The organism is Oleiphilus sp. HI0080 (genome assembly GCF_001635135.1).
Genome location: NZ_LWFU01001032.1, coordinates 1 through 858, shown reverse-complemented (window position 1 = coordinate 858; position 858 = coordinate 1). Strand labels below are relative to the sequence as shown.

The 858-nt window shown below is 49.5% G+C and carries 1 protein-coding gene; it reads left to right on the top strand.

Annotated elements, in window-relative coordinates; all coding sequences use genetic code 11:
* Positions 1 to 132 precede the first annotated feature (132 nt).
* A partial coding sequence (locus A3751_RS19365) for a response regulator (RefSeq protein ID WP_156492647.1) occupies positions 133 to 858 on the top strand: 726 nt, incomplete at its 3' end.

The window sequence follows — 858 nt, the reverse complement described above, 5'->3', positions numbered from 1 at the left end:
CCGACCGAAAAGCTATCGCGCCACTGAGTGCCCAAAGCTCGATGGTTGGTAAGTTTTTCGACCAAACAGCCAAAACGAAAGACATAATTTTGATAAGCGGGCATCAGGCCCAGCCAAGAAAAGAGGTTAAGCATGACAATCAAGAGCGCTTTAATCGTTGATGATTCCAAGGTCGCAAGATTTGCTCTTCGCAAATTGCTCGAGAAGATGGATTTAGACGTCACCATGGCGGGCTCAGGCGAAGAAGCGATTGAGACCGTGATCGATGGTAACGTGCCCGATGTTATCTTCATGGATCAGCTCATGCCTGGCATGAATGGTGTGGATGCAGCGAAGCAAATTAAAGCTATGCCCAGCGCTGAGCACGTTCCGGTCATCATGTGTACCTCAAAAAAATCGGATGAGTTTTCAGAAGAAGTCACCAAAAAGGGCATCTATGATGTGCTCACAAAACCGGCTGAGCCACATCGCGTATCAGAACTCATCAGTCAACTTGATGAAAGTATGGCAAATGCCGTTACAGCAGATCCGCAAGAAGAAACTCTCGGTGAAAGTGATCTGACGGACGAGCTCGCCTCCACCGCCTCACTCACGGAGTTGACGCTTGATGACGAACTTACCTTGGCCGATGAAGATTTGGGCATTGAAGCACCGTCATCTGATGAATCCGTCGAGCTAGAGTCTGAGAGTATTGAATTAGAGCTACCGGAAATCCAAGAGCCCTACCCAGGTGACGAGCCTTCAGCGGGTCAGGAGCCTTCATCGGGTCAAGAGCCTTCAGCAGGTCAAGAGCCTTCAGCGGATCAACAACCGTCAGCAGGTCAACAACCTTCAGCTGATCAAGAACCTTCAGCTGAT